Below are 23320 nucleotides of genomic sequence, written 5' to 3'. Positions count from 1 at the left end.
TTTTTTACAACGTGGATTTTTGACGGTTACGCTACATGCGTTGTTGCCTCAGGACTCTCCCGGAATATCACTCTGGAATCGGACGATCAGGCGGCAGAACTGCTCCGCGCCGGCCATAGAGACTACGGACCCGACGATTACAACAATGTCGCACAGTACCGTAGAAGTCCGGAACAGATATCCCCCGGCACAAGCAATCAGGATTCCCAAAAACATCACAAACAGGTGTGTCCGTCCTTCCTTGCTCCGCAGCGCTTTGGTCAGGCTTTCCATAAGCATCCACCTTTCTGAATTATGTATGACTAAAAAAATTGTAGCAGTCCATTGAAAAAATGTCAATATGCTTATTCCGTTTTTCTGATTTGTTTGATACAATAACAGAAATAACTGAATCTACAGTGAGGTCGTTGTATGGAGAATAAGGAAATATCCCGAGGCAAGCCATCCAGCAGAGACCGGCTGCTGGAAACTGCTCGCCAGCTTTTCTACGATCAGGGCTATAACGCGACTACTCTGGCCCAGATCAGCGACAAATCCGGTGTCAACAATGGTCTGATTACTTACTATTTTGGCACCAAAAACAATTTGGCCCAAGAGATATACAATCTGTTTCTTATGAATATTCGCTCAGAAATTTCAATGCGCCTGTTTGAAAAAAAGAAGGAATTCAATATGGCCCTGAATATCGCCGTTGAGAACCGTATGCTTCTGACGCAGAAGTTTGAAAACCCAAACCTGCTGCGGTTCTACAATGAGTATCAGCGGGGCAGCGACGCCTTTGGAAAGTCAAATCCCCGCCGGGAGCAATATTATGAACTGCAAAAGGAATTTATCAACCCGGACATCAGCGATGATGACCTGAAATTGTACTCCGTTTGCGGCATTTCCATGATCCGCAGCATGGTGGACGCTTATGAAAAGGGCTATCTGAAGATGGATCTGGAATACATCAAGGATTACGCGGTCCGCTTTCTGTTCACCATGCTTCATTTGCAGGAGCCGCAAATTCTTTCTTTGATTGAGGAATCCCGTTATTGGGAAAGCCAGCTCAATATTCACGTAGGTCCTAATTTCGAAATTTTGTCTCTCTGACCCTGTTGTAAACATCTTTTATAGGGGTGGTACTCCCTCCGCCCGCTGCTCTATGGGATTAAGTGCTTCATTGGATGGCGCTGTTCCAAAGCCAGCGGGCGGCGTGGTGGTTTCCCCCCTTCTTTTTTTGCCTGTTTTCATGCGGATGTGGCTGCCCATGTCAAAACGGCAGCTTGGTTTTTGTCTATATATTACAAAAAATGCACCGCTCTGATTTTTTACCTTATTCCATATTGACAAGTTCGTTTCAAGGCGATATTATGTGTACATAAATTAGTCATACATAAATTTCTTTGTATTCTGCGGCACGCACTTCCCGATCCGGACGAGAACGTTCCGTGCTGTTCGAATAAACGCTCGTACCTTGATTCCACTCATTCCGCATTGGTAGAAAGGAGCAATCTCTATGGGTAATGAAGAAACCAGAGTCCCGGAAGCGCAGGACTTTTCTTCGGAGGACACCAAAAAGCTAAAACAATTGAAGGTTGCCTATCCCGTACAGCAGCTGGGCGGCGGTATTGAAAAGGCATATCTCAGCACCTACCTCAGTTATCTTTACACCAACGTCTATATGATGCCCGCCGCATTTTCGGGCCTCATCACGATTATCCAACAGATTGTAGGCTGGATCGGCGGTCCCTTGTTCGGCACTATCATGGACCGTGTTTCCTTCAAGAATGCCAAATACTATCCCTGGATGATTATCGGCCCGGTTATCTACTATTTCGGTTGGCTGTTGATTTACTGTCTGCCTGTTTTTGGGATTACCGGCTATTCCGGCGCTGTGGTAGCCCTGATTGTGGCCATTATCAACGCCTGTGTCAGCCCTCTGGTTACAATTCCCACCAACGCAGTCTACCCGAACCTGTCCAGCAAGCCCTCTGACCGGCAGTATTTCGCCAGAATGCAGAAGATTATGCGTGACGGCGGCAAGACCGTTTTCGGCTATCTGTTCCCCGTCCTGCTGCCCGCCATCGCTCTGGCTGCCAGCAATGGCGCACTGGAAGCAACTGCCCATGGGGAAGCCGTTTCCTACGCGGCCTGTGCGGTAATTGCCTGCGTGGCCCCCGTTCTGGGCTATGGCTACTACGCCCTGTGCCTGAAGGGGTCCTATGTAGAGCGTAATGCCATGAAGAAAACCGGCAAGGCGAAAAAGAATCTGTCCATCGGTGCCACTTTCAAGAGCATTTTCACCAACCGGCCTCTGCTCTCCATGTTCCTGTTCATGTCCCTGCATAAGAGCTATTACTTCATATACACCGGCTGCGCCGTGTATATGTTCAAGTATGTGTTTGGCAACTTCAAGATGATGGGCATTTTCATGACCCTGTTCAACCTGACTGCCATCATTGGCGTCACCCTTGGACCCATCTGGAAGAAAATCTTCAAGGAGACCAAGCGCTGCTTCGTCGCTGCCATGTCTGTCCATGTTGTTCTCTCTGCCGTCATCGCTTTAACTTTCCGCAGCCTTCCTCTAACCGGCTTCCTGATTCTGTTTGCCCTGTCCAGTACGTTCATGGGTATGTTGGAAAACTACATCCTGCCTATGTTCGCTGCCGCCTCCGACTACGGCGCATGGAAATCCGGCCAGCGTATGGACGGTCTGACCATGTCTGTGTACGCGCTGACCATCAAGACCGGTTCCCTGGTTGCCACCTCTCTGCGAACAGCTGTCCTGGTCGCTGCCGGGCTGGATGGAATCACCGCCGGAGGCCCCGTAACCGAGCACTTTATTTCCAGCTTGTCAAACTTCTGGACCTTCGGTCCTCTGGTGCTGGGCATTGCGTCTCTGCTGTCCCTGGTTTTCCTGTTCAACCTGAATGATGAGCGCATCGGCTACATGAACGCTGACCTGAAGAACGGCGTATGTGCCGCGGATTCCCAGCACAGCTTCTAAGGCCGGTATCACTTCCGCATCCCGTCGGGCCGGAGCGCAGCTGAAGCCTATGCTTCCGGTATCTGCCGATGGAATCAGAGTGTGCCGAGTCCCTCACGAATCTCGTCTCCGCTTTCCTGCGGGAAAGCGGAGAACCTTCAAAGGATTCTTCTATGAAACATAAAAGATATTTGTGGGGCATAGGTAACATTGGCGAAGGCGTTGTTACCATGGTGACTTCCACCTATTTTATCATCTTCCTGACCGACACCGCCTTGCTGCCGCTGTGGATGGTATCGCTGATCTCTGTGATCGGCAGTGTACTGGATTTTCTGCTGGTACCTCTGTCCGGCGCGCTGATGAGCGGCTGCAAGCCCATGAAGTGGGGGCGATATCGCTCCTGGCTGCTGATTTGCCCGCCGCTTGTGGTACTGTTCTATATGCTTGGCTTCACTGTGACCGATTCCCCGGTTCAGACTGCCCTGTGTGCTCTGCTGGGTTATGTGGGTGGAAAAACCGCGTGGAATCTGGTCTATTCTGCCAATGTCACGCTGACAGCCGTCCTGTCCAAGGACTCTGCCGCGAACACCAAGTACGCCTCTCAGAAAATGATGGGCTCCAATATCGGGCGGATGCTGGGAAACGCGCTGACCCCTGCGCTGGTTGCCGCCTGCGCGGTACATATGAGTGAGTCTGCCAGCTATCAGACAACCATTCTGATCATGGGCATTTTTTACATAGTTTCCAGTCTGATTCATTTCCGGATCTGCGCCAATGTAGAGGAACCTGTTTCTCCGGCGTCTTCCCCAAAACAGCTTTCCGCGAAGGAGCTCTTTGGCGTCATCGCCGTGGAGCCCAGACTGCTGCTGACGCTCCTGATCGACCTGACCTCCAATATTGCAAGCCTGGTGCTGCCGTCACTGGCTGTCTACTACTACAAATACTGTGCGGAAAGCCCCGGACTGGTTTCAACCCATATGCTGATTATCGGCTTTGGCGGACTGATTGGTGCCAGTCTGGTGCGGCTGATTGGCAACCGGGCGTCCGCGCGTACCAAGCCCATACTGCTTGCGTTGTATGCGCTGGTGGCCGTGTCGCTGCTGTCCATTCGGCTGTTTTCCGGCAGCACGGTTTATTTCATGTGCATCGGCGCGGCTGTGGCCGTCTTTACCGGTATGACCTCTCCCTTTGAACTGACGCTATATATGAAGGACGCAGCGCTCTATGCCCAGAAAACCGGAAAAGACGCCACCGGCTTTATTATGAGCCTGAGTAATCTGCCGGTGAAATTTGCGGCCATTCTTAAATCTGTCTTGATTCCCTTTGCGCTGATGGCCTCCGGCTATGTGGCCGGAAGCGCCGCTACGCCGCAAATGCGGCAGGCAATCATCAACGCCTATACCCTGATTCCCGCCGTTTTTCCAATCTGCGGCATCCTGCTTCTGGCCCTGACGCCCTATGCGTCGGCTGTTGATCATGCCGAGGAATCAAAAAAAATAAACCAGGAGGTACGAATATGAATATCCTTGATCGAAAGAAGAAGCCGTTCTCCAGGAGAGAACTGGAAATCATCGGTGAGAAACCCGCACTGCTGCCCGGAAGACCCGCCAGCAAAATTTTTGATACCCCCATTTCTTATCGGGAAAATGCCCTTTCGCTGTTTTGGGATAAGCGCCCTTGCTTTGCCGTTACCGGAAATGACTTTTCCGGCTTGACTTGCGGATTTTACCAGAAGCATCTTGGCCGTGCCGGTAGGGCAGAGGGCACCAAGGTGGATGCTTTCGGCGTAAAATGGGTGTTCGAGCCGACGGCCGGCGGTTCTATTTCAGTTGCCGGTAATCCGCGCTTTACCGATGTCAATGACTGGAAGGACGTCATCAAAATGCCCGACGTCAACGACTGGGATTGGGCAGCCGACGCGGCTGAGCACAGGGTGGATACCCATTTTGCCGTGGAGATGACAGCAGTCAACGGATTCTGGTTCGAACGGCTGATTTCGTTGATGGACTTTATGAACGCCGCCATGGCCTTGGTGGATGATGAACAGACCGATGCCATTCAGGAGCTGTTTGAAGCCACTACAGCTCTGGCCTGCGATATCGTGGACAAGATTTGTACATATTGGCCCAGTGTGGACGGCTTTATCGTCCACGACGACTGGGGCAGCCAAAGAGATCCCTTCTTCTCCGACAGCATAGCCCGGGAGTTGTTTTTGCCCCATATGCAGAAATTTGTCAGCCACATTCACGAAAAGGGCCGCTACTGCGGCATCCACTCCTGCGGCCATGTGGCCGACCGTGTCCCCGTGTTTATCGATGCCGGGATTGATACCTGGCAGATGCAGGCCAATGCCAATGCGGCGGATATCGACCGGTTGTACGACACACTGGGCGACAAAATCGTTTTCCAAATCAGCATACCGGAATTTGACCTGACAGATGACCGGGCAGCCGTGGAAGCCGCCCGAAACTATGTGGATCGTTACTGCCAGCCCGGCAAACCCACCATGCTGATTGGCCGGGACGCCTTAACCAGCCGTGTTTTTGCGGAAGAAGTATACGAGTATTCCAGAAAGCACTATCTGAACCTGTAAAGCACAAATAGAAAGATAACACCGCAACCGGCACGCGATGCCGGTTGCGGTGTTATTTCTATATACAGTTTTTCCCGCCTAAACCAATACGCATATCTCGCGCAAAGAATGCGGCTGCCCTTACCCCACCCGTTTTGCGCCGTAGTAGTGCTGGCTCCAGTAGCCTGTGGTCAGGTCGGAGTAGGAGACGGTGGAGCGGGAGTTGGGGGCGTGGATGAACTGGCCGTTGCCCACATAGATGCCCACATGGGACACATTGCCGGAGGAAGATGTAATGAAGAACACCAGGTCGCCGGGCCGCAAATTGTCCTTGGACACGCTGGTCCCGATATTGACGAACTGGGCGGCAGGGGTCCGGGATACGGACATGCCCAGGTTTTTCAGAACGTAGTATACAAAGCCGGAGCAGTCAAAGCCGCTGGGGCTGGCGCCGCCTGCCACATAGGGGGCGCCCAAGTACTTCTGGGCCTCGGCCACAATGGCAGCGCCGGAGATATTGGCGCCGGATGCGCCGGACGCGCTGCTGGATGTACCCTTCAGCGCCGCGGCGCTGGGCGTAACGCCGGTAGACTTACCCAGGCGGAAGAACTTGGGGCTGTTGGAGGAAGCGGCATTTTCATAGGGAGCCTCCGTCAGCTCCAGATAGTCGCTGCGAATATAGCCGATCTTGCTGCCGGAAATGACCTTGTACCAGCCCTCGTTGACGCCAATGATGTAGCACTTGCTGCCGCCGGAAACCGTGCCCAGAGACGCGGAGGCAGTGGTGGCCTTCTGCCGCAGATTCACGGCGCTTGCCGTAACCTTGCCGTAGCCCAGCTCGGCGTTTTCTTTCGTTGCGGTCTTCAGGTAGTCCTTGTGCATATAGCCCACGGTCAGGTTGTAGTTGACCTTATACCAGTCGCCTTCCCTGCCCAGCAGGACAACGACCTCGTTCTTCGCCGCGTTGCCCAGGATCTTGCTGTTGGTGGAAGCCTCACCGCGCAGCCGCAGGGATGAGGCGTTGACAAAAGCAATGCCCTGGATGCAGTCGCTTTCCGCGGCAAAGGCCGGGACGGAAAGGACGGAACCCAGGAGCATTACGGTCAGGAGCATAAGGAACATTCTTTTGGAAAACTTCATATGGAACCTCCGTTTTGCTTTGGGAAAAGATTATGTCTTTTGTTTATTGCTTGCCTGCCAGAGCGCGTTCCAGCCAGACACAGCCCACATCCAGGGCGGTGTACAGGTCGCCTTTTTCGCTCTTCTTGACCACGCGGTCTCTGCTTCTGGCGGTGGGATCCGTCAGCTGGAGCTGGACGGAGACGCGGGTGGCCATATCGGTGTCGCCTTGCTTCTTGCTGTCCAGGATCTGGAGCATAACGATATAATCGTCGGCCATGGAGCCGTAGTAGATCAGGTTATCTTTCCGCATCAGCGGGTGCCCTTTGTACGTGAGAACGGTCTTCTCTTCAGCCATGATAAGAACCTCCTGTGCAAAATGTAATCAAATTGTAACGCATTGTAACAATTCTGTCAAGTGCAATTTGAAAAAAGTGCTGAATTTTCTAGAATGTTTTTTAGTTACGCAAAAATAGATGTGTAATCTGTGCAAAACGGAGGGCGATATGAAGTTGTCAAGGTACATAACGAGGGAAAAAGAAATGTCATTGCGAACCAGCGCGCACGCTGGTGTGGCAATCCCCCGGACTCTTCTGCCGCCATGTGGAGGCGTCCAGGTCTTTGCCCCGAACCGGGGGATTGCCACACCAGCGGCATCGGTCACTGGCTCACAATGACAGTATCTTCTAGCAGCCCCTCAGCCGGGTCACTCAGTGCTCGAAAAGGTACTCACGCACCAGCGCCTGCATCAGCTCATCCCGGTCGATCTTACAGATCATGCTTCTGGCATTGCCATAGTTCGTGATGTAAGTCGGATCTTCGGTCAGCAGATAGCCCACAATCTGATTTACAGGATTGTACCCTTTCTGGGTCAGGGCCTCGAACACACTCCGGAGGATTTGGCGCATGTTCTCTTTGTCATCGGGCACGTTGAAGGTCAGAGTATCCTGATCCGTCATGGTCTTCAGCTCCTTTTCAAAAGAATGTTTATATTATAGCTGATGTTGCGTAAGCTGTAAAGACCAAAAACGAGAAAATTTCTGTGAACAGGAAGAAAAACGCCTTTCTTATTTGCTCTCCGGCAATCCGAAGCTGACGGCGATGGCATCATCCACCATAGCCATGTGGGCGTCGTCCAGGCGGCCCATGTGCTCCCGGAGACGGCGCTTGTCGATGGTGCGGATCTGCTCCAGAAGGATTACGGAGTCCTTGGAAAGTCCCACGCTGCCCCCGGCGATATTGATATGGGTGGGAAGCCGGGCCTTCCCCGTCTGGCTGGTGATGGCCGCGGCAATGACCGTAGGCGAATGACGGTTGCCGGTATCGTTCTGCACAATGAGCACCGGCCGGGTACCCCCCTGCTCGCTGCCCACCACCGGAGACAGATCCGCATAGAAGATATCCCCCCGTTTGACCAAACTATCCATATGGTTTCACACTCCGTACTTTTCTTTCCGCGCTACCGGGTGGAACCTTATGTAACGCGGTCAGAACTATTCTCCCACCGCGGGATTGGTTTTATACCTGCTTTCAGCGCGCATATCCGGTAAGGTTTCCGAAAATTTCAGATTCAGCAAGTAAATTGACAATGAAGGAGTTTCCTTCGGAAACAAATTAAAAACCAGTTCGCCCCAAGGAACCATAATTGTCAATTGTCCATTGTCAATTGTCAATTCATCCCCCGACCACGCCCATAATTTACCCTCTGTTCAATCCTATGCCCCTTCCTTCGGCTCGGTTCGGAAATTTGTGAGATTCATCGACAAATACCGCTGCCCGGCATAGCAGATATCGGCCCGTACCGGATCATCCGTCTGATCCAGCCAGATGTCCAGACGCAGGGCATCCTCCCGGAAGCTGTCATCAATGGAGAGCCGGGTCTGATCTTCTTCCCGGCCGGCGGCAATGAGATTCCCGGAACGCAGGGTGCGGACGAAAATCCAGGGGGCCGCCGCGGGGGTCAGCAGACCGTCCGCCAGAAGAGGAAAAGCAACGGCCCCGTCCTCGAACAGCAGCTTTCCTGTGCCCGCGGACAGAGTGCCGGAAATGCCCGCGATGCTCTCCGGGGCCGTTACCGTAAAGGTCGTCTTCCCCTGGCTGTCCGCTTCACAGGCCACGGAGAAAACGGAAAGGCTGTCGCCATAGTCCGCAGTGATCTCCGCGTCAAAGCAGCAGCCTTCCAGAATGCGGCTGCGCAGGCTCAGCCCGGGATCCGGGGTCTGCCTGCCGCAGCCGCTCAAAATCAGCAAAAGGAACAGAATCGGGAGCCATTTGCGCATAGTATCTCCGCCTTACTTCAGAAGTCGCGGAAGAAAGTCCAAAAGGTCCGTAGGGAGCATGCCGTACTCCCCCAGCTCCCCGGCGCACAGGTCCCCTGCCTTCCCATGGAGCCAGGCGGCGCAGGCCGCCGCCTCCAGCGGCTCCAGCCCCTGACCCAACAGGGACACCAGAACGCCTGCCAGCACATCTCCGCTGCCGCCAACGGCCATTCCGGGGTTTCCGGTCGTATTCCGATACTCCCGGATGCCGTCGGTGACGCAGGTCCGGTGGCCTTTCAGCAACATAATGCCGCGGCTTTCCAGAGCAGCCGCCCGGGCAGAGGCCATACGATCCTCCCCCACGGGGCCGAACAGCCGGGTAAACTCCCCGTCATGGGGCGTCAGGATGGTGGGTGCCTCTCTTCCGCGCAGTATATCCATATGCGGGACAAGCAGCGTTATGCCGTCGGCGTCCACCACCACCGGGCAGGCGGCGTGGGTCAGCACGGCTTTCAGGACCGCAAAGCTCCCCTGCCCCAGACCCAGCCCCGGACCGATGAGTACCGCGTCCATTCTGGGAATCTTTTCCAGAATCTCCGGCACCGCCGCCTCGGACAGTCTGCCCCCCTGTTCCGGCAGGGGGAAAACCACCGGCTCATTGAGCTTCACCGCCTCAATGGCATAGATGCTCTCCGGCACACCCAGATAAACGAGACCCGCACCGGTGCGCAGGGCTCCCATGGCGGCAAAATAGGCAGCCCCTGTATAGCCCCGGCTGCCGCAGAGCAGCAGGACGCGGCCGAAATTTCCTTTGTGGGCATTTTCGTCCCGCTTGGGCAGCAGGCGGGCAATGTCCGCCATGGTCAGTTCCATAAAGCACTCCTTTACAGATCGTAAAGCTCGGTAAATTTCCTGGTCAGGTAGTCCGTGTAGTACTTGGCGTCAAATTCACCGCAGACCTCCCGGAACAGCTCTCCGGGCTTTTTGAAGCTGGCGTAGTGGTGGATATGCCGGCGCAGCCAGAGGGTGACCTTGCTCAGATCGCCCCTGGCAACGTCCCCGAACACGTCCCCCAGGTCTTTTTCCATCCGGTCCAGCATCTGAGCGCCGTAGGCGCTGCCCAATGCATAGCTGGGGAAATAGCCGATACCGCCGCCGGACCAGTGGGAATCCTGCAGGCAGCCTTCCTTATCATTGGGCACATCAACGCCCAGATATTCCTTATACAGCTCGTTCCACCGCTGAGGCACATCCTTCACTTCCAGCGTACCGGCAATCAGGGCCTTTTCGATCTCGTAGCGGACCATAACGTGCAGGCAGTAGGTGAGTTCATCCGCCTCCGTTCTTACAAGGCTGGGCTGCGATTTGTTCACAGCCCGGTAGAACATCTCCTCTGTGACGCCCGTCAGCTGCTCCGGGAAATGGGACTGGATGTATGGGAAGATGGCGTGGACAAAGGCCCGGCTGCGGCCGATGATATTTTCGTAGAACCTGCTTTGGCTCTCATGGATGCCCATGGACACACCGCCGGAGAGTACGGTGTAGTTATAGCAGTCATCTGCCCCCAGTTCGTAAAGGGCGTGGCCGCCCTCGTGGATCACGGAGTACATGGAGGACACCAGATTGTTCTCATAGTAGTGGGTGGTGATGCGCACGTCATGGTTGTTGAAGTTGTTGGTAAAGGGGTGCTCGGTTTCGGCAATGCCGCAGTAATTCCGGTCAATGCCCATGGTCTCCATCAGATAATCGCTGAAAGAGCGCTGCCGCTCCACAGGGTAATGGCGCATAAGGAAGCTGTCGTCGATTTGAGGCTTCCGGCTGATTTTCTCCACCAGAGGCACAATGGTGCCCCGGAGCTGGGCAAAGAAAGCGTCCAGGGTCTTCTGGTTCATTCCCTCCTCGTATTCGTTCAGCAGAGCGTCATAGGGGTCCAGATCCGGGTTATAGTAGCCCGCGAACTTCCGGCAGCAGGCCACGATTTTTTCCAGGTACGGAGCAAAGGCGGCAAAGTCGTTGGCGGGCTTGGCCTTGTGCCAGGCGGCGTCCGCGTCGTTCAGCAGAACGCTGTAATCCACATATTCCCGCGCGGGGATCCGGCGCATACGGTCGTAGTCTTTTTTCAGGACCTCCAGTTCCCGGGCCTGAATGGGCGTCAGTTCCCATACGTGGGCCTGCAGATAGTCATAGAGGACGCCGTTCTGAGGATCGGCGGTCAAATCATAGGCGGCTTTGGTCAGCACTTCCATGGTCCGGCCCCGGCCCTCCCAGGAGCCTGCGGGTGCAGCTGTGGCAGCGTCCTGGCTGAGGACACCCATTGCGTGGTTGTAAGCGGCCATGGTGCTCTGGAGTTTTTCCAGCGCCTCCAGCGCCTGGGGGAGAGATGTATATTCCATTGTCTGCAAATCCTTTCCTGTAAAAAAATAGGGAGAATAATTGTCAGCTTTGCCCATTTCAGACTAAACATACCATGCGGACACCTGTTCGTCAAGAAGAGAATACAGGTGGGCACAGTGATTGGCATGCCTTGGGGTGTGTAAACGCAGAAGCCGATTCCCCCATCGGTCTCTACGCGTTTACAGGGTTCCGGTACATGCAATTGCCCCGGGTTTCTTCAAAAAATACTTGCAAATTGAAAATTCCGGTGATATAATACCCTTGTAACAGTCAAAAGCTGCGATTGGGCTGCCTTTTGTTGGTTTGCATTTCAGAGAGCGGGGGACGGTGGAAGCCCCGTATGTGCAGCAAACGGGCTTTCTCCCAGGAGCCGCCGCCTGAAACAGAAGTAGGGCCGGTCGGGTGACGCCGTTATCCGTCTGGGGCGTGTCAGCGTCCGAAGAGCGTGCCGCGAGAGCGGCAAATGCGGGTGGTACCGCGGAAGGTTTGCCTTTCGTCCCGAATGCGGGATGGAGGGCGTTTTTTTGTACCAAAATTGACAATGGACAATTAACAATGATTGTGCCCCTTCGGGACGATATTTGAAATAATTCTCAAGTATTTCCGAAGGAAATACCTTAATTGTCAACTGTCAGCTGATTAATGCAGGAGGAAACACTATGAAAGAACAACTGGAGAGCATCCGCGTCAAGGCCATGGAAGCCCTGGAGGATGCGTCTACCCCCGCCGCACTGGAAGAGCTGCGGGTAAAGCTGCTGGGCAAAAAGGGCGAGCTCACCGCCGTCCTGAAGCAGATGGGCAAACTCAGCGCCGAGGAACGGCCCATCATGGGCCAGATGGCCAACTCCGTCCGGGCAGCCATTGAGGAAAAGCTGGAGGAGCGGAAGGAAACCATCCACGCCGCCGCCATGGAGGCCAGGCTGGCCGCCGAGACAATCGACGTGACCATCCCCGGCGAAAGCTATTGCATTGGCCACCAGCACCCCATGAATCAGGTGCTCCAGCAGATCAAGGACACCTTCGTGGGCATGGGCTATGAGGTTTACGAAGCTCCCGAGGTGGAGCTGGCGGACTATAACTTCACCCGGCTGAACATTGAAGAGGGCCACCCCAGCCGGGACCGCAGCGATACCTTCTATTTCACCGACGACGATTCCGTCCTGCTGCGGACCCAGACCAGCCCCATGCAGATCCGCTACATGGAGACCCACAAGCCCCCCATCTGCATGCTGGCTCCCGGCCGGGTGTTCCGGAAGGATGAGGCCGACGCTACCCACTCCCCCATGTTCCACCAGATCGAGGGTCTGGTGGTGGCCGAGGACATCACCATGGGCGACCTGAAGGGCGCGCTGATCAGCATTCTGCGGAAGGTATACGGCGAGAGCGCCGCCACCCGGTTCCGTCCCCATCACTTCCCCTTCACCGAGCCCAGCTGCGAAATGGACATGGCCTGCCACAAGTGCCACGGCACCGGCGAGCTGGACGGTCAGGTGTGCTCCACCTGCCACGGCGAGGGCTGGATCGAAGTGCTGGGTGCCGGCATGGTGCATCCCAAGGTGTTGGAAAACTGCGGCATCGACCCTGAAAAGTACTCCGGCTTTGCCTTCGGCATGGGTCTGGAGCGGATGGCTATGGGCCAGCTGAAGATCAACGACCTGCGTCTCATTTTCGACAACGACGTGCGGTTCCTGAACCAGTTCTAAGGAGGGTGCAAGATGAAACTGAACAGAAAATGGCTCAACGAGGATTTTGTTGACCTGTCGAATGTGTCCGATAAGGAATTTGTGGAAACTCTGACCGTGTTCGGCCAGAAGGTGGAAACCTGGGAGCGCATGGACGCGGAAATTAAAAATGTTGTGGTAGGCAAGGTGCTGTCCATGGTTCGCCACCCCAACTCCGACCACATGTTCATCTGTCAGGTGGACGTGGGTCAGGGAGAGCCCGTGCAGATCGTCACCGGCGCCCAGAACGTCCACGAGGGCGACCTGGTGCCTGCCGCCCTGCATAACTCTTATCTGCCCGGCGGCGTCCACATCACCAAGGGCAAATTAAGAGGCGAGGTGTCCAGCGGTATGCTCTGCTCCTTCGCGGAGCTGGGTCTGACCCAGAATGACCTGCCCGGCGTCTTCGCCGACGGCATCTGGATTCTGGAGCCGGACGCCGGTAAGCCCGGTGACGACATCAATAAAATCATCGGCAACGACGATACCGTGGTAGACTTTGAAATCACCAACAACCGCCCCGACTGCTATTCCATTATCGGCCTGGCCCGGGAGACTGCCGCTGCCTTTGCCAAGCCCATGAAGCATCACGAGCCCGTGGTGCATGGCTCCGATGCCGGCTCCATTTTCGAGCATCTGGACGTGGAGGTCCCCGCCGAGAAGCTGTGCAACCGTTACTCCTCCCGGATGGTCGCCAATGTAAAGATCGGCCCCTCTCCCAAGTGGCTGCGTCAGCGGCTGCGGGCCAACGGTGTGCGCCCCATCAACAACATTGTGGATATCACCAACTATGTCATGCTGGAATACGGCCAGCCCATGCACGCCTTTGACTACCGCTATGTTTCCTCCGGCAAAATCGTGGTCCGGGAGGCCGAAGACGGCGAGACCCTGACCACTCTGGACGGCACCGTGCGGAATCTGAAGGCAGGGATGCTGGTGATCGCCGATGAAAACAAGCCCATCGGTCTGGCCGGTATCATGGGCGGCGAAAACTCCGAGATTAAAGATGACACCACCAAGGTGGTGTTTGAGTCCGCCAATTTCAACGGTACTTCCATCCGCCAGACCGCTCTGGCTCTCGGCATGCGTACCGAAGCCTCCGGCAAGTTCGAGAAGAATCTGGATCCCATGATGACCATCCCCGCCGTGCAGCGGGCCTGCGAGCTGGTAGAGCTGCTGGGCTGCGGAGACGTGCTGGACGGCACCATTGATATCATCAACTATGTTCCTCAGGAGCGCCGCCTGCCTCTGGAGCCCGAAAAGATCAACCGTCTGCTGGGCACAAACATCTCCAAAGAGGATATGGTCATGTACCTGAACCGGCTGGAGATCCCCGTGGAAGACGACACCATCGTTGTCCCCTCCTTCCGTCCCGACCTGGTGCGGATGGTGGACATCGCCGAGGAGGTGGGCCGTTCCTTCGGCTATAATGAGATCCCCGTGACCCAGTTCCGCACCGCCACCCATGGCGGCTACTCTCAGGAGATGAAGCTGGAAGCCAAGGCCGGTACTCTCTGCCGGGCCATGGGCTACAGCGAGATCATCACCTACTCCTTCGTTTCCCCCACAGTGTTCGATCAGATCCGCATTCCCGCCGGTTCTCCCCTGCGCAACGCCATGAAAATCCAGAACCCCCTGGGCGAGGATACCTCCATTATGCGCACCATCGTTCTCCCCTCCATGCTGGAGATCCTGGGCCGGAACAACGCCTATCACAACAAGGCCGCCAAGCTCTATGAGATTGCCAAGGTGTACCTGCCTCAGGAAGGTGAAAAGCTGCCCCGGGAACCCAAGATGCTCATGTTCGGCACCTACGGCGCCAAGGAGAACTTCTTCACCCTGAAGGGCGAGCTGGAAGCCATTTTCGCCGGTCTTCGCATGAAGAAGGTGGAGTACACCGCTGAAAAGGGTAACCCCAGCTACCACCCCGGCCGCTGCGCCGCCCTCAGTGTGGAAGGTGTGCAGATCGGCGTTATGGGCCAGATCCATCCGCTGGTCGCCAGAAACTTTGGGCTGGACGGCGAGATTTACTGCGCCGAGCTGAACTTCTCCGAAATGCTGAACCATCTCCTGCCCGCCCCCACCTATGTGCCTCTGCCCAAGTACCCCGCGGTCAGCCGTGACCTGGCCATTGTCTGCGACGAGGCCGTCACCGTAGCCCAGGCGGAAAAGGTTATCTCCGAGGCCGCCGGAAAGCTGCTGCGGGATGTACAGCTCTTCGACATCTACCGGGGCGTAGGCGTGCCCACAGACAAGAAGAGCATGGCCTTCTCTCTGGAACTGCGGGCCGACGACCGGACCCTGACCGACGCCGACTCCGAGGGCGTCACCAGAAAGGTCCTGACCGCTCTGGAAGAAAAGCTGGGCGCAGCCCTGCGCTGATTCCCTACGCATAGCGCCACCCCCTGCCGCGTAAGCTTGCGGCAGGGGGTGTTTTTTTATGGAGCAGGAATTGACCTTTGGCGGCAAGTCTATCGGCCGGGTATGGGCGGAACGGCAGGGGTTATACTATGTCTTCCGCTGCCGCTGTCGGCTTTCCGGGGAGGCTGCTTTCCGCCTGTTGGCAACCTGTGGAAAAAAACAGGAAGACCTGGGCATTCTGGTGCCCATTGATGGCGGCTTCGGTCTGGACACCCGGCGGCCGGTAAAGCGGCTGGGGGAAGGGACGCTCGCCTTTTCCCTGGTATCCAGGCACGACACCCCGAAGGTCCGCTTTGAACCCATTTATCCGGAGGAACCCTACGCCTACCTGCAAAAACGCAAGGACGCCTACCTGGCCGTGAAATCTGCCAGGCAGGCGTACCCTCTGTCACCAACTTAAGCGCAATGTCGGTGGTCCGGCACATAGGGGGAGGTCTTTTTATACCTCCGCAAAGGCGTCCAGATGGAAGAAATAGAGCACGGCCTTTTTGACCTTTTTCTCGTAGATACGCTCCAGGGCCTCCTTATAGGTCTCCACCTGGGGACGGTAGCGGTCCACCGCCTGAGAAATGGTCTCCGGGGTGACCCGGTCTGTCTTGAAGTCCAGCACGGTGATGCCGTCCTCTTCCACAATGGCGCAGTCCACGACACCCTGCAGCAGCACCCGCTCCCCTTCCAGTCCATCGCCGTAGTGCCGGCCGTCGTCCAGAATGGAAAACTTGAATTCCCGCAGGAGCTTTCCGCCCAGCCGCAGCCGCCAGCCCAACTCCGACTCGAAGAATCGGGCGATCTGGCCGCAATTTACCAGCTTTCCCTCTTCCTCCGTCAGGAATCCCTCGGTCACCAGCCGTTCGACCTCCTGACGGATGCTTTTTTTGTCACCGCAGGCTTCGAAATGGAGATACTGCATGGCCCGGTGCATGGCGCTGCCGTAGGCCCGGCCATCCCGGCTTTTCTGGATAAACTCCGGAGCGCGCCAGACGCGCTGGGGCTTTTTCTCCTCCGGCGCATTCTGGGCCGCCTCCTGATCCTTATCCCGACCTTTTCTGGCGGTGGCCGTCTGCTTGGAGGGGGCCAAAGCCGCCTGGGGATGGGCATAGGTAAAACACAGCGCCTGCCGCAGCCGTTCCATCTGCTCCGGCGTGACGGTTTTGGGCTGCTCCGTGGGGGCAGTCTCCGTCTTTTCTTCCGTTTCCGGAATGGATGTATCCACAAACCGCACCATCCAGGGAAAAACCGTCTGGGAATTCACATCATGTGCCCCGGCCAGATCCCGCAGCTGCCCGGCCTCCGGTCGATCCAGCGCCGCCAGCAGCACCCAATGGCCCATGCACTGTGCCTCCCGGCACAGCGCTTCCATCCCGCGCATGGGCAGCGCCGCCGCCAGAACATCAATGGATTTTGGCCCGTTGGCATTGGGAATGGAATAGGTCATAATCAGCCGGTCCTTGGGCCGGGTCATGGCCACGTACAGCACCCGCATCTCTTCGCTGATGGTCTCCTGCCGGATCCTGTCCGCAATGGCCAGCTTGCCCAGAGAGGGATAGCGGATGCGCTTGACGGGATCCGCCATCTGCACGCCCAGGCCCAGCTCCTTGTGACACAGCAGCTGTTCCCCCGCGTCGGTCATATTGAATTTATGGGACAGATCGGAGAGCACCACAACCGGAAACTCCAGACCCTTGGACTGGTGGATGCTCATAATCGTGACTGCTTCCGCGTCCTTAGCCGCCGCCCCGGTAAGGCCCCGCTCCGCCAGCCGGTCCAGATGCTCCAGAAAACGCTCCAGCGTACACATCTGACCCTGCTCAAAATCCGAAGCCAGACAGTAGAACTGCCGCAGATTCTGCTTTGCCGTCTCCCCACCGGGCATCACCGCATAGATATTGTCAATGCCGGTTTCGGCAAAGATCAGCTCCAGCAGCTCCGTCAGAGTCCCCATGCGTGCGGCGGAACGCAGCCGGGTCAGAAGGGACAGGAAGGAAGCCGCTTTGTCATTCTCCCACTCCGTCAGTGCATCAAAGAGCCGTTCCCGTCCGGACCCCGCCCGGAGCCGGGCCAAGTCCTCTGCCGTAAATCCAAAGAGGGGGCTTGCCAGACAGGCAAGCAAAGGAATGTCCTGTCTGGGGTTGGAAACGGTCTGCAAAAGGCTCTGCAGCACCTGAATTTCCGGGCTTTGAAGAATGTCCGCCCCGGCATCCGTACAGCAGCGGATGCCCCGGGTCTCCAGCGCCTGCCGGAACAGCTCGCCCCGGGAGCCGGGGGAGCGCAGAAGAATCACGATATCTCCGGGCTTCACGGGCCGCAGTCCTGTTTTATCCCGGACAGGCGTCTTCTCCCTCAGCATTCCGGCGATTCTGTCCGCCGTGAAGGCCGCCTCCGCGGCCTTACTGTCCGGGGCCCCGGCCAAAAGCCACAGCTCCACGGCGGGATCCGGCAGTGTTTCCCTGGCTACGCCCTCCCAGAGAGCCTCCTGATCTCCATAGTCCAAGCCGCCAACGTCTTTTGTCATGCACCGGCGGAACACATAGTTCACCGCGTCCAGGATCTCCGGACCAGACCGGAAATTCTGACTCAGCAGCACTCTCCGGCCATGGCCGGGCCGAGCGTCTTTTGCGCTTTCGTAGGCATTGTATTTTTCCAGAAAAATACCCGGGTCCGCCTGGCGGAACTGATAAATGGACTGCTTCACGTCGCCCACCAGAAAGCAGTTTTTCTTCTCCCGGGTCAGGCTGTCGAAAATGGCATCCTGAACGCCGTTGGAATCCTGATACTCATCCACCAGCACCTCCCGGAACCGCCGCCCAACCTCTATGGCCACCGCCGTAGGCGCTGCCCTGTCAGGCCCCAGCAGTAGATCCAGCGTCCTGTGCTCCAGATCACTGAAATCCAACACATGTCTCTGTTTTTTCAGACTCTCATAGTCCGCCGTAAACTGTCGCACCAGCTTTACAAGCCCACGCTGGGCCTGGGCACAGCCGCCAAAATCCCCGGCGATTTCCGCGGAACTGCGGGCAAACACATCGGAGCGCTTTTTGAGCTCGTCCTGGAAGCTTTTTCGGGTGGTCTGGATCAGAGCCTTGGCATCCTCATCCACATCTTTCTTTGGGAAAGTCAGTCTTCCATAGTTGATTTGGATATTCTCCGATACCTGATCCCATGTCCCGCTGAGCCGCAGCTTCCGCACCTGGTTCAGCAAGTCCGCAAGGTTGGCATGGACCTTTTCCATGTCCCGCGCTGCCTGGGCGCACTTTTCCAGCGCAGGCAGATAGCTGTCCAGCCAGACAAAGAGGCTCTGCATCAGCGCCTTCCCCCAGACCGTCTCGCCTACATCCCCGGGAAGGTTCCCGGAGGCATCCAGGCAGCTTTGCAGCCAGCCGTCAGGGTCTCTGTGGCAGCGGGCGCTGTCGTAGACCTTTTCGATAATCTCCCCCAGCTGGCCGTCCCCCCGGCTCAGGTTCTGGCTGTCCGCAAAGGCGCAGAAGTCTGAATCCTCCTGAAGTTTCTCATAGGCGTTTTCCAGCATATCCTCCATGGCCTGCTGCCGCAGCTCCCGGGCCCCGTTCTCATCTGTCACCCGGAAATCCGCGTCCAGTCCCAGCCGATAGGCGTACTCTCGCAGCAAATCCCCGCAGAAGCCGTGGACAGTGGATATTTTTGTTAAGTACAGCCGCTGAAGCTGCTTCTGCAGCGTGCGGTTTTCCGGGTCTTTGGCAATGCGGTCGGTAAGCTCCCTGGCGATCTTCGTCCGCAGCTCCGAGGCTGCCGCCCGGGTATAGGTGATGATCAGAAATTCATCCAGGCTGGCCGGGTCCTGGGGATCCGTCAGATAGTCCATGAGCCGCTCCACCAGAACTCTTGTCTTGCCGGAGCCCGCCGCGGCGCTGACCAGCAGCTTGCCGCCCCGGTTTTCCACCGCCAGAAGCTGATCCGGCGTCAGTTCATTTTTCATGGCCCAAAACCTCCTTCTCTACGGTTTCCCAGAATTGGTCTTCCTTGATTTCCTTGTAATTCCGACGGTCCGCCGTTCGGTCCGGATGGCATACCGCCCCATAGGGGCAGAAAGCGCAGGCATCGAAACTGGTGCCTCTGGAATAGGGATTGGGAGACACATTGCCGGAGGCGATGTCGTTCACACCCTTCTTGAGAAGCTGAAACACATAGCTTTCCAGCATTTTGAGCTTCTCCCGGTCCGCCAGGAATATCCTGGTCAGGACCTTTTTCTCCGCATCCTCCGGCTCCATGGCGTTCAGCACTTCCCCGTCCTCCAGCAGCATGCCGCTGCGCTGCCACTGTTTGCGCCGCTCCTTTTCAACGGCATCCTCCTCCATATTCCCTTTGCAGGAGAGGTAGGGCGCCCGGGCCGGGAAATATTCCACCCCGGCGGGGAAGCATTTTTCACCGAAATAGCCCATCCCGTTCCGGGCCAGGGCAAACTGGTAGATGAGCATTTGCAGGCCCACGCCCTGGGTGATGCCGCAGAGATCAAAGCTCTTTTTGCCGGTTTTGTAATCCACCACCCGGAAATAGGGGCTGCCGGGGCCCTGCCAGGCGTCCACCCTGTCGATCTTCCCCTGCAGCGCGGCGTCCATATCCGCCCCGGGGATCCGGATCCAGGGAAGCGTCCCATCAGGTCCGAAGCTGACTTCCTCCCCTACGGGCCGGAAAAGCCCGCTGTGAAGTTCTCTCCACAGCTCCTCCACAATCAGGTCCAACTCCTGGGTATTCCGCTCCATGATCCGCTGAACCCGGCTGGACTCCAGAGAGCTGAACCGCTCCCGCCGGTAGGCGTCCGACAGCTCCCGGGCGATCTGCCGGGTGCGTTCCAGGGTCACCTCCTGAAAGCCCCCTTCCTGCCGCACCCGGCGGACCGTATCCTCCAGGACCGCATGAACATAGGTGCCGAATTCCGCCGGATCCACCTGAGCGGGCTTCCGCTCCCTAGCCTTGAGGCCGTATTGCAAAAAATATTTCAATCGGCATTCCGCCTGGGTATCCACCTGGGAGGCGGACAGCCGCAGGCGGCTGCCGTAAAGTCCTTCCAGACCTTGACGGCCCACCTTGCCCAGGCCGTAGTCCCGCCGGGCGAGGATATTTTCGTAGGCTTTCTCTACACCCAGCGCTTCCGCCTGGCTTCGCGCGCCCCACTGGGCCAGCCATGCCCCGGCCTCTTTCGGGCCGCCGGGGGCGAATTCCAGATTTGTCTCCCCAGTTTCCGGCCCTCCGGACAGTTCGCAGAGCCGCTTGAACAGATAGGATGGCTGATCTCCGCCGCAGAACACGCGGATGGACTCCGAAGCCCCGCAAAAGCACCCGTAGATCTCCGCAAACTCCTCCTGAATGCCCTCCTCCGCGCCGCCGGTAAGCTGTACGTCCAGCTTCCGCAAAGCCATGCGTTCCTGATCCGTCAGCACACCCTTGGAGCCGGAATAGCCGGGCATACTGCCCTCCCTGGCGCCCAGGACGATCAGGTGCCTGCTCTCATGGCATCGCAGCGCGGACACGGGTCCCATCTGCACGGCGTCCAGCACCGGCGGGATTGTCCCCACATCATATTGGCTCAGCAGAAGCCGCAGCAGCCGCTGGAATTGGTCCGGTTCCCACTGGGTCTGGCCCAAAACGTCGTACATCTGCTCCAAAGCGGACAGCAGAATCTCCCACAGCTGGTTCAGAATCTGCGCTTGCCGGTTATCCCCCCGCGCATCCAGGCTTTCCGCCTGGGCAGAAAGCCGCTGCTCCACCTGGATCTCCTCCAGGAAGCGGTACAGCGCTGTCACCTGCCCGGCGACGTTCTGCCCACCGGAAATCCCCCTGCGCAGCCGCTCCAGCGGCTCCGCCGCAGTTGCGCGCATGGCATTGAGATGTTCCAAACTGTCCTTCTGCTCCCGCGTCAGCTTTTTCTTCTCCATCTCCCTGGCAAAACCGCCGGGATGCTTCGTCCAGGGGGACAGCCACTGCTTGCCCCGGATGGTCCACAGGTAGACATAATTCTCCAACTCATCGCATTCGTCCGGCTCCAACGGCGACATGGCCGACCGGAGATACCGCTGCATGGACCTTGGTTCAAAATCCGAAGCTGCCGTCTCCAGAGCCGCCAGCACCGTAGCGATAACACTTTTGCGCAGGATGTCCTCTGTGCCCGCCTGGTAAACGGGGATGCCCATTCTTTTGAAAATCAGACCCACCAGGCCGGAATAAGTTCCCATATCCGATACCACCAGAGTGATATCCCGGTAGCGGCAGCCGGATTGGAGCAATTCAAGGGTCTGCTCCGCTGCCGCCATGGTCTCCTGCCAGGCAAAATCCGTCTGATAGGTATGGAGTACCTCTCCGGCGCCGCCCGGGGGCAGCTGCCCCTGGAAAAGGCGCTCTCTTGCCAGCGCCAGAGCGTCCTCCTGCCCCGGTAGTTTTTCGACCTTCACCGCCACGCCCCGGCGCTTGGCAATGCGGTACAGTTCCCCCGCGGTGCTGCCGGGCTTTTCAAAGGCCAGCAGCTGGCTGTCCACCTCATCGCAGTTCACCGCCACCGTGACCATGGGGCTGACGCAGATCAGATGCTCCAGAATGGCCAGATTCTGCCGGGTGAAATCCGGAAAGCCGTCTATGTAAAAACGGTGGCTTTCGCCGTAATCGCAGTCCTCCAGGCGCTCCAGCAGCCAGGTCATCTGATCTCTGGGGTCCCGCCGTCCCTGAGCGCAGAGGCTGTCGTAGCTCTCCATGAGCATGGCCAGTTCCTCCAGCTTCTGGGCCAGACTGCCGGTGGTCGCCCCGGCCGCCCGCTTCAGCTCCTCCGGCGTGATGCAGCAGCGCTTGAATTCGTCCACAGCATCCACAAGCTCCTTGAGGAATTCCGGCTTGCTCTCCAGAGCGGCGTAGGCCTTCAGCCGGCTGGACAGCTGCCGTGCCGCCGCGGCCATGGCAACCACCCGGCCGCCGTTATCCAGGCACTGCATGCCGGCGCAGCCGATCTCATCCGCCACAGCCCGGCACAGCCGGGAGAAAGACAGCACCTCCGCGTAACGGCTGGCCGTATCTCCGGCAGCGGCGCAGAGGGCGCGTTCCATCTCATGGCTGATGAGTTCCGGCACAATGAGCACGTTTCCCTCTCGCCGTGCCGCCACATTTCCGGCGATTTCCGTCAGGATCTGTTTTCGAAGGACCTTCCAGTCCTTCCCCAAAAGCAATCGAAGCATTGCAGGGACTCCTTTCTGTTTTTCCGGATCATAGCATGTTTTATGTACAATAAAGCGGACATTTTATCTGTGTTAGGGCAGGGTACTACCCTAAAAGAATGCCCGTCCGCCCGTTGGCTGGGTGCCTCCGGCGGGGAGCTTCTTGTCCCGCCAAGAAGCTCCGCAAGAATGCGGCCTAAGGGAGGCGCTGACCGCTGCTTGCTCCCGCCGCAGAGCCGATGTATTAGCGGTGCGATTGCCACCGGCAATCGATTCATTAGATTCGCTGCGCGACGCACCGCCCCCCTTGAGAATCCCCCTCCGGCGCGCATTTACGTTAGAAAAGCAATGTTTCAGCGGTATTCTATCTAAGACGTTCGGCACCTTAAAGTCTATAATCAATCTGGCCTCTTTGCTGTTTTCACACAGTGAAAACAGTCCACAAAAGCCAAAACCGGTTCTCTATTCCGCGCCAGTGCGCACACTGGCATGGAATACCCGGATGATGGGTTGCCGAAATAGAAAGCATCCAAAATATTGGTTTCCTTCATTGAACTGAACCGGAAAAATTTAGGGATTGCACCCCGTACTCGCCGGAAGGCGGCACAGAGATTATTTTGGTTCTGAGGCCGGGAGGGATTCCTAAGGGAGGGCGGTGCGTCGCGCAGCGAATCTTATCTAACGATTGCCGGTGG

17 protein-coding genes are annotated in these 23320 nt (G+C 57.1%); 7 read left to right on the top strand and 10 right to left on the bottom strand.

The annotated features are described in order from the left end of the window. Nucleotides 1–48: 48 nt before the first annotated feature. Nucleotides 49–273: a hypothetical protein gene (locus KQI10_RS04400; RefSeq protein ID WP_216566197.1), complete on the bottom strand. Its 225-nt coding sequence runs from the start codon at nucleotides 271–273 to the stop codon at nucleotides 49–51. 138 nt (nucleotides 274–411) lie between these two features. Between KQI10_RS04400 and KQI10_RS04395 the strand changes: the two genes are divergently transcribed. From KQI10_RS04395 to KQI10_RS04380, 4 genes are all read left to right on the top strand, one after another. Beyond that, nucleotides 412–1092 carry a TetR/AcrR family transcriptional regulator gene (locus tag KQI10_RS04395; RefSeq protein ID WP_216566196.1) on the top strand — a complete coding sequence of 227 codons (681 nt, stop codon included), beginning with the start codon at nucleotides 412–414 and terminating at the stop codon, nucleotides 1090–1092. A gap of 406 nt (nucleotides 1093–1498) precedes the next feature. Further along, nucleotides 1499–2989, top strand: a complete 1491-nt coding sequence (locus KQI10_RS04390) for an MFS transporter (RefSeq protein ID WP_216566195.1) — start codon at nucleotides 1499–1501, stop codon at nucleotides 2987–2989. A gap of 152 nt (nucleotides 2990–3141) precedes the next feature. Then, nucleotides 3142–4488, top strand: coding sequence for an MFS transporter (locus KQI10_RS04385; protein WP_216566194.1), 1347 nt, complete (start codon nucleotides 3142–3144; stop codon nucleotides 4486–4488). After that, nucleotides 4485–5561, top strand: coding sequence for a uroporphyrinogen decarboxylase family protein (locus KQI10_RS04380; protein WP_216566193.1), 1077 nt, complete (start codon nucleotides 4485–4487; stop codon nucleotides 5559–5561). Before KQI10_RS04385 ends, KQI10_RS04380 begins: the two co-directional genes overlap by 4 nt. Nucleotides 5562–5681: 120 nt before the next feature. On the opposite strand, the gene KQI10_RS04375 is transcribed toward KQI10_RS04380, so the two are convergent. The 7 genes from KQI10_RS04375 to KQI10_RS04345 form a co-directional block, all read right to left on the bottom strand. After that, a complete protein-coding gene (locus tag KQI10_RS04375; RefSeq protein ID WP_216566192.1) occupies nucleotides 5682–6680 on the bottom strand; it encodes an SH3 domain-containing C40 family peptidase in 999 nt (332 codons plus the stop codon). 43 nt (nucleotides 6681–6723) lie between these two features. Further along, on the bottom strand, nucleotides 6724–7017 hold the full coding sequence (locus tag KQI10_RS04370; RefSeq protein WP_216566191.1) for a hypothetical protein: 294 nt from the start codon (nucleotides 7015–7017) through the stop codon (nucleotides 6724–6726). 352 nt (nucleotides 7018–7369) lie between these two features. Next, nucleotides 7370–7618: an IreB family regulatory phosphoprotein gene (locus KQI10_RS04365; RefSeq protein WP_216566190.1), complete on the bottom strand. Its 249-nt coding sequence runs from the start codon at nucleotides 7616–7618 to the stop codon at nucleotides 7370–7372. A 108-nt stretch (nucleotides 7619–7726) separates the two neighbouring features. Further along, on the bottom strand, nucleotides 7727–8086 hold the full coding sequence (locus tag KQI10_RS04360; protein WP_216566189.1) for a type II toxin-antitoxin system PemK/MazF family toxin: 360 nt from the start codon (nucleotides 8084–8086) through the stop codon (nucleotides 7727–7729). Between the two features lie 288 nt (nucleotides 8087–8374). Continuing rightward, complete coding sequence (locus KQI10_RS04355) at nucleotides 8375–8938, bottom strand: hypothetical protein (RefSeq protein ID WP_216566188.1); 564 nt, start codon at nucleotides 8936–8938, stop codon at nucleotides 8375–8377. A gap of 12 nt (nucleotides 8939–8950) precedes the next feature. Then, on the bottom strand, nucleotides 8951–9790 hold the full coding sequence (locus tag KQI10_RS04350) for an NAD(P)H-hydrate dehydratase (protein ID WP_216566187.1): 840 nt from the start codon (nucleotides 9788–9790) through the stop codon (nucleotides 8951–8953). Nucleotides 9791–9801: 11 nt separating this feature from the next. Continuing rightward, on the bottom strand, nucleotides 9802–11310 hold the full coding sequence (locus KQI10_RS04345) for a carboxypeptidase M32 (protein WP_216566186.1): 1509 nt from the start codon (nucleotides 11308–11310) through the stop codon (nucleotides 9802–9804). A gap of 660 nt (nucleotides 11311–11970) precedes the next feature. Between KQI10_RS04345 and pheS the strand changes: the two genes are divergently transcribed. Genes pheS through KQI10_RS04330 form a run of 3 tightly spaced genes read left to right on the top strand, consistent with a single transcriptional unit; the run spans nucleotide 11971 to nucleotide 15853 of the window. Further along, complete coding sequence (pheS, locus tag KQI10_RS04340) at nucleotides 11971–13014, top strand: phenylalanine--tRNA ligase subunit alpha (RefSeq protein WP_216566185.1); 1044 nt, start codon at nucleotides 11971–11973, stop codon at nucleotides 13012–13014. A 12-nt stretch (nucleotides 13015–13026) separates the two neighbouring features. Then, nucleotides 13027–15414 carry a phenylalanine--tRNA ligase subunit beta gene (gene pheT / locus KQI10_RS04335; RefSeq protein WP_216566184.1) on the top strand — a complete coding sequence of 796 codons (2388 nt, stop codon included), beginning with the start codon at nucleotides 13027–13029 and terminating at the stop codon, nucleotides 15412–15414. 58 nt (nucleotides 15415–15472) lie between these two features. Continuing rightward, nucleotides 15473–15853 (top strand): hypothetical protein, encoded by a 381-nt coding sequence (locus tag KQI10_RS04330; protein WP_216566183.1) that lies wholly within the window; start codon nucleotides 15473–15475, stop codon nucleotides 15851–15853. Nucleotides 15854–15892: 39 nt separating this feature from the next. Here KQI10_RS04330 and addA read toward each other — a convergent pair whose 3' ends face one another. Then, a complete protein-coding gene (addA, locus tag KQI10_RS04325; RefSeq protein WP_216566182.1) occupies nucleotides 15893–19405 on the bottom strand; it encodes a helicase-exonuclease AddAB subunit AddA in 3513 nt (1170 codons plus the stop codon). Next, nucleotides 19395–22646: a PD-(D/E)XK nuclease family protein gene (locus KQI10_RS04320; RefSeq protein WP_216566181.1), complete on the bottom strand. Its 3252-nt coding sequence runs from the start codon at nucleotides 22644–22646 to the stop codon at nucleotides 19395–19397. The genes addA and KQI10_RS04320 overlap by 11 nt, the downstream gene beginning before the upstream one ends. Nucleotides 22647–23320 lie beyond the last annotated feature (674 nt).

This window comes from Pseudoflavonifractor sp. MSJ-30, from assembly GCF_018918045.1.
Taxonomy (GTDB): domain Bacteria; phylum Bacillota; class Clostridia; order Oscillospirales; family Oscillospiraceae; genus Faecousia.
The sequence above is the reverse complement of the archived record's forward strand: the minus strand, read 5'-3'. Positions and strand labels throughout refer to the sequence as shown.

Bases quoted from the DNA above. Each gene is read 5' to 3' on its own strand.
- KQI10_RS04400 (WP_216566197.1), bottom strand. From the start codon at position 273: ATGGAAAGCCTGACCAAAGCGCTGCGGAGCAAGGAAGGACGGACACAC.
- KQI10_RS04395 (WP_216566196.1), top strand. From the start codon at position 412: ATGGAGAATAAGGAAATATCCCGAGGCAAGCCATCCAGCAGAGACCGG.
- KQI10_RS04390 (WP_216566195.1), top strand. From the start codon at position 1,499: ATGGGTAATGAAGAAACCAGAGTCCCGGAAGCGCAGGACTTTTCTTCG.
- KQI10_RS04385 (WP_216566194.1), top strand. From the start codon at position 3,142: ATGAAACATAAAAGATATTTGTGGGGCATAGGTAACATTGGCGAAGGC.
- KQI10_RS04380 (WP_216566193.1), top strand. From the start codon at position 4,485: ATGAATATCCTTGATCGAAAGAAGAAGCCGTTCTCCAGGAGAGAACTG.
- KQI10_RS04375 (WP_216566192.1), bottom strand. From the start codon at position 6,680: ATGAAGTTTTCCAAAAGAATGTTCCTTATGCTCCTGACCGTAATGCTC.
- KQI10_RS04370 (WP_216566191.1), bottom strand. From the start codon at position 7,017: ATGGCTGAAGAGAAGACCGTTCTCACGTACAAAGGGCACCCGCTGATG.
- KQI10_RS04365 (WP_216566190.1), bottom strand. From the start codon at position 7,618: ATGACGGATCAGGATACTCTGACCTTCAACGTGCCCGATGACAAAGAG.
- KQI10_RS04360 (WP_216566189.1), bottom strand. From the start codon at position 8,086: ATGGATAGTTTGGTCAAACGGGGGGATATCTTCTATGCGGATCTGTCT.
- KQI10_RS04355 (WP_216566188.1), bottom strand. From the start codon at position 8,938: ATGCGCAAATGGCTCCCGATTCTGTTCCTTTTGCTGATTTTGAGCGGC.
- KQI10_RS04350 (WP_216566187.1), bottom strand. From the start codon at position 9,790: ATGGAACTGACCATGGCGGACATTGCCCGCCTGCTGCCCAAGCGGGAC.
- KQI10_RS04345 (WP_216566186.1), bottom strand. From the start codon at position 11,310: ATGGAATATACATCTCTCCCCCAGGCGCTGGAGGCGCTGGAAAAACTC.
- pheS (WP_216566185.1), top strand. From the start codon at position 11,971: ATGAAAGAACAACTGGAGAGCATCCGCGTCAAGGCCATGGAAGCCCTG.
- pheT (WP_216566184.1), top strand. From the start codon at position 13,027: ATGAAACTGAACAGAAAATGGCTCAACGAGGATTTTGTTGACCTGTCG.
- KQI10_RS04330 (WP_216566183.1), top strand. From the start codon at position 15,473: ATGGAGCAGGAATTGACCTTTGGCGGCAAGTCTATCGGCCGGGTATGG.
- addA (WP_216566182.1), bottom strand. From the start codon at position 19,405: ATGAAAAATGAACTGACGCCGGATCAGCTTCTGGCGGTGGAAAACCGG.
- KQI10_RS04320 (WP_216566181.1), bottom strand. From the start codon at position 22,646: ATGCTTCGATTGCTTTTGGGGAAGGACTGGAAGGTCCTTCGAAAACAG.